Origin of the sequence: Bradyrhizobium sp. WSM1743 (assembly GCF_000473065.1) — a bacterium.
GTDB lineage: Bacteria > Pseudomonadota > Alphaproteobacteria > Rhizobiales > Xanthobacteraceae > Bradyrhizobium.
This window is the reverse complement of sequence record NZ_AXAZ01000136.1, coordinates 1-4,981: the sequence shown is the minus strand read 5'-3', so window position 1 is coordinate 4,981 and position 4,981 is coordinate 1. Positions and strand designations below refer to the sequence as shown.

At 58.8% G+C, this 4,981-nt stretch carries 4 protein-coding genes and 1 pseudogene; 2 read left to right on the top strand and 3 right to left on the bottom strand.

Going from position 1 to position 4,981, the window contains the following annotated elements; genetic code table 11:
• Together YU9_RS0137990 and YU9_RS0137985 are read right to left on the bottom strand one after the other, a co-directional pair.
• Positions 1-197 (bottom strand): annotated as a pseudogene (locus YU9_RS0137990) (IS5/IS1182 family transposase); the annotation flags it as partial.
• A 132-nt stretch (positions 198-329) separates the two neighbouring features.
• Positions 330-1,898, bottom strand: a complete 1,569-nt coding sequence (locus YU9_RS0137985) for a winged helix-turn-helix domain-containing protein (protein ID WP_156952371.1) — start codon at positions 1,896-1,898, stop codon at positions 330-332.
• Between the two features lie 367 nt (positions 1,899-2,265).
• On the opposite strand from YU9_RS0137985, the gene YU9_RS0137980 reads away from it, so the two are divergent.
• Both YU9_RS0137980 and YU9_RS0137975 read left to right on the top strand, forming a co-directional pair.
• Positions 2,266-2,754: a hypothetical protein gene (locus tag YU9_RS0137980; protein WP_371259257.1), complete on the top strand. Its 489-nt coding sequence runs from the start codon at positions 2,266-2,268 to the stop codon at positions 2,752-2,754.
• Between the two features lie 25 nt (positions 2,755-2,779).
• The gene (locus YU9_RS0137975) at positions 2,780-3,139 is read left to right on the top strand and encodes a hypothetical protein (protein ID WP_027577368.1); all 360 of its coding nucleotides are present in this window, start codon (positions 2,780-2,782) and stop codon (positions 3,137-3,139) included.
• A 220-nt stretch (positions 3,140-3,359) separates the two neighbouring features.
• Here the strand turns inward: YU9_RS0137975 and YU9_RS46970 are convergent, their stop codons facing one another.
• Entirely contained in the window at positions 3,360-3,656 is a 297-nt protein-coding gene (locus YU9_RS46970; protein ID WP_084299221.1) for a DUF1127 domain-containing protein, read from the bottom strand.
• Positions 3,657-4,981: the final 1,325 nt, after the last annotated feature.

The window sequence follows — 4,981 nt, the reverse complement described above, 5'->3', positions numbered from 1 at the left end:
ACCCGATTGAGATAGCCGTAGATGTACAGCTTGAGCATAGTGCTGGGATGGTAACTCGGTCGGCCAGTGTCGAGTGGCTGGACACCGACGAACCCCAGCTTGCCGAGATCGAGACCGTCGACGCTCACATAGTCATCGAGCGACGACGGAAACAGCGTGCTCTGCCCCCGATCCACCCCTTCAACAAAGCGCTTCATCAGATGCCCCGCAAAATCGCAGGAAATCTTATCGCCCGAATCACAGCAAACAGAGCCTTTTCACACGGCCTGGACCCAAAGGCGACATAGCTCAGGAACGCGCTGAAGTCGGTTTTTGACCGGAAACGTCCATCACCCTTCCGGCACGCCAGCGAGGCGGAAGCCTGCACACGTGCGCTCCAGCCCGGCAAGGTAAATCGGGTTGTCGCTTTGTTGAGCAGCGAGGAAGCGACGGATGGTGAAACCTGAATTTAGTGCAAGCCCCGTTCTTGCAGCAGTTCGCGCCTCATCGAGCGCGCCAGTCAGGCCCAACGCAGCGGCGAGTGCCAAATGAGCGATAGGAAAGTTGGGGTTCGCCTCAGTGCTTCGTCGGAGCCAACTGACGGCTTCGACGTCGGAACCAAGCAGCAGCTTGGCCACGCCCACAAAAGATGCCCACTGGTAGACTTCAGTATCGCGCGGAGAGAGACGTAGAGCTTCGAGTATATGGCCTTCTGTCTCCTCGGCGAGGCCTAAATAGATTTTGGCAAAACCAAGGGCGGCGTGAGCGTTGGCCCTATTCGGATCCAGCGCTATCGTATGCTCGAATTCACGGATAGCTTGGGCCGGCCGGTTCGTAAAGATTTGGACCCGACCCCGAGCCAAGTGGGCCGACGCATGGTTCGGCCTCATGGACAATGCTCTATTCACCATCGCTTCGGCCGCTGCAAACCGCGCAGGCCCATCATCCGTCATAAAGCTGGCTCCAACTGACGTATCAACATTTGCCAACCCAATCATCGCTTCGACGTTGGCGGGGTCGCACTTTAGAGAGCGTTCGAAGAAGCTGCGCGCTTGAGTTATGTATTCGGGGTTAGAGCCTTTCCTCAACCAGGCCAGACCCTGGAAGTACAAATCCATTGCGTCGGGGTCCAGTTTGCGCTCGGCTCTTCGCGCCTCGGCCTCGATGAGGAGGGCACCCAATGTATTGGCGAGCCTGGATACAATTTCGTCATGCATGTCGAACAGGTCGACCACAGGCTTCTCGAAGCGCTCCGCCCAAAGATGCTGGCCGCTGATAGCATCGATCAACTGCACGTTCATCCGAAGCCGCTTACCGCTGCGTTGTACTGAACCTTCGACGACGTAGCGAACGTTCAATTCGCGGCCGACTTGCCGTACATCGATTGCTCTGCCCTTGTATGAGAATGCGCTGTTCCTTGCGATGACAAATGAACCACTGATGCGTGACAAGTCTGTGGTCAAACTCTCGGTAACACCGTCCACGAAATAGTCCTGCTCACGATCACCGCTCAGGTTCGCGAAGGGTAGCACGACGATGGATAGGCGCGGCGGCATGTCGCCGGTTCGCTCGACTGAGCCAACCGTCTCCATTGCGGAGCTCCCGGCTTCCTGCACTGCGCCCACGAAGCGGAAACCTTTGCGCGGGAGCGTCTTGATCAGGTCCTGTTTCTCACCGGTGTCGCCGATCGCAGACCGGGCACCATTGATGCGCGTCGTCAGCGCGGCATCCGAGACGATGCGACCATTCCAAACGCCGGCGATGAGCTCGTCCTTACTGACGACGCGTTCCCTGTTCCGGATCAAATAGTTCAGAAGGTCGAATACCTGCGGCGCGACAGAGATTGTCTCGGCTCCTTGCCGCAGCTCCCGCCGTTCCGTGTCCAGCGTGAAATCCGAAAAGGAGTAAAGCAAATGCATCCTCCTGCGGTACGATCGCACCCCGTGGAGCGGATATGTAAGCAGACGGTAAGAAGAATGGAAGGCGCCTGTAAAGCGCTTCTCATGACCTTGGCGCATCCTCGTGCGCGGCCGAGCAGTATGAACTGCTTGCGGATCCCGCGTCACGAGGGAGGATGTCATGAGGCGGACGGCTGCACTGACGTGGGCTGCCACTGCAGCGAGGCTCTTGATCTGGGTCGTATGCGTTCTCGCCTCTGCGAACCGCGCTCACGCTCAATGCTCGGCGCGCGATGTGTTGCAGAGGCAGTTAGTGCTCAAGGCGGCGCCCGTTGTCCCGACGCGCATGGGTCCCGTAACGTCCGTTTCGGATGTTGCCGAATGGAAAATGATCAGCATCGGGACGTTCCCGGATACGTTCGCTCTCCTCACCGCGCTGAGTAAGATTGGTTGCGGCGTCGGTAACTCGGCTGCGGAGGCTCTTGCCCGACCTGCGTTTACGCTCAGCAGTACCAGAACGGCGGTAACACTTCTGACAGTGACCGCCGCCGATCTGGGCTTCAGCGGTGAGACGGTGCCATTGCGGCAGATCTACGAACTCGCGCAGCAACTCGGCTTCCGTCTTGCACCGCCCGAAATCGCTCCGCAGCTCAGACTTCAATATCTGGACCAGCCCGTAGGCGAGTTTCTCGTCATCGGGATGAACCCGATCCGGACATGGACTGGTGAAGAGGTCATCCTGACCGTCGCAAATGGGGGAGCGGGTCTCATTCTCATCGGCCAGGATGGCCGCGCCGACGCGGAAATACCAGTGACCTCCCGCTTCGTGTTCCTGCGCTCCTTGCCCATTACGCCAGCTGCGCTGAATCGAAACTGATTTTCCGAGTGGCCGAGGTGATGAAATGCTGGCGACCAGAGCGATGAAGCGCTTGGCGGCTCAAGTCTGCCTGCTGCTGGTGTCGACCGCGACATTTGCGCGAGATGACGGGCGCTATGCGAATTCCCCGCTAAAGCCCTGGTTCGAGGGTCTGCAAAGCGAATTCGGGAAGTGCTGTGAGGACTCCGACGCCTACGTCGTCTCCGACCCGAATTGGAAGTCCGATCACGGACAATATCGCGTTCGCATCGACGACGAATGGGTGCTCGTGCCAGATGGCGCTGTCATCAAGCAACCCAATCTTGCCGGACGGACCATGGTCTGGAAGCACTACATCGACGGACATCCTCGTGTCCGCTGTTTCATTCCGGGTAGCATGACGTGATACGTCGACCACCGTCTAGTGAACCCCGCGATTGATGGTCTGGTCCACCATTGGGATCGGTTGCTCAGTTTCGTTAAAGCAAGAGGCTTCGTCTCTCTGTTGTTACGGTGCTTACATCCGGAAATGGCCCCTTCTGGTCTTACCGCCACCAGTTCCAATGTCTGGTGTCTGCGGAAGACCAGAAGGGACTTCCGGCGCAGCAAGCCAGCGCTCGTGACCTCTACCGAAAGTCAGTCGGTCCTACCTGGCCGTCCACAGTTGGCAGATATCGCAGCCATTCACCGGATCGGATGCCTCGAGGGTCAATACCTCGGTGCGAGGCGACGTAGTCGATCTCGCCGCGCGTGGTGCCGATATCCATCAGTTCTCCGTCACTTAAGTCGGACAAAGCAGCGCTCAATTTCTGGCGTTCGCGGCGCGCCTGAAAAGCATCCCAACATTTCCAGATGAAGCTGGTGACATGCCCGGTCGATACGGATGTCCATTCCAGCCATGTAGTGCCGTGCGTCGTGGTCATCGCGGCGTCTCCTGGACGGTGTATTTGCATCGACCAGAGAGTGCCGCTGATTTGGCGAGGACGCTTGACCGGCAGCTTACATTTTCCGTACCGGCGGCTTATTCTCGCGATTTTTGGCGAGGCCAAAAGCCACCCAGTTATGGGAGCCCTCATCCAACGGGGTTCGCGTATTGCGCTATCTCTTTGCTAACGTTGCTGCCGCATGGAGCACCCGCGAAGCAATGTAAGCGCGGCCCATTTGGACTAATTGAACGTGGGGTTATTGCCTGGATGTCTCAGCTGTATCGTGAGTTGCACGAGCAAGAGGAGAGGGTAGCGGATTGGAGGATCGGAAGAGACAGCAGGTGCTCCTTCAACATTTTGATTTTGTATTCGGGAAGCCTCGCGATTAGCGCAACCAGGTTCGTCTAGACGCGAAGTCCGCTTCTGGCCTGACCTTGCGGTGCGGCTCGCTGACGTCAGCTGCGATTCCAATTCCAGAGAGTGACACAGACGCTACTGATCGGGACCAATTCGGCGGGCGGGCCGTCCACAAGCCCTTGCGTTGCCCGTCGGGCAAAACACCCAGGATGTCGGTCAAGCGTAAGACCCAAAAATATTCCACTTTACCGAAATTCGGAAATGACGTATGTGTTGCGGCAACCCGGTCCAAGGAAGAGGGGCGTATCGCGATCGTCACGAACGCGGGCCGGGCGGCGGTGGACGCTAGTTGCATCGGCGCGAAGGGCTTCGCAGGGCGGGTAACCGTGAGCGAGTGCGTCGCGCATACGACCGGTGTGATTCCAGCGTACGGCAAAATCGTGTGGTTCTGGCGCCCGGGGTCTGTGCGCCAAGTGTTGCGGTGATGTGGGCGGCCCAACCGGGTCCTCGCGTCAGCCATCCGCAAGGCAACGGGGGCAATAGTGCATCGCTCCCCGGGGAGAGCACGACATAAGCCGTAAAACCACTGCGCAGGGAAGGCCGGGATGTCCTGGCTTCACCTGTATGCCGCTGTGCAGCTTCTTATCACGCAGAATTCGCACAGTGGACCGCGGGCGCCAGCCGGCTCCCGGCCTTCCCTGCGCCCTCTTTCATTCGAGGGTGAAGCATCGAGGCAAAGCTCGGGCGAGATCAGCCGCGAGGATACGAGGGCGTGTCTGCGATGAATGCGAATGATGAAGCGACCCCGTCACCCCACACTCCGTCATTGCGAGGAGCCCTTGCGACGAAGCAATCCAGAATCCCTCCGCGGAGGCACTCTGGATTGCTTCGCTTCGCTCGCAATGACGACGTGGAAGCAACTGCGCCCCATCACCCCGCTCTCGTGCCCCGGACGCAGCGCAGCG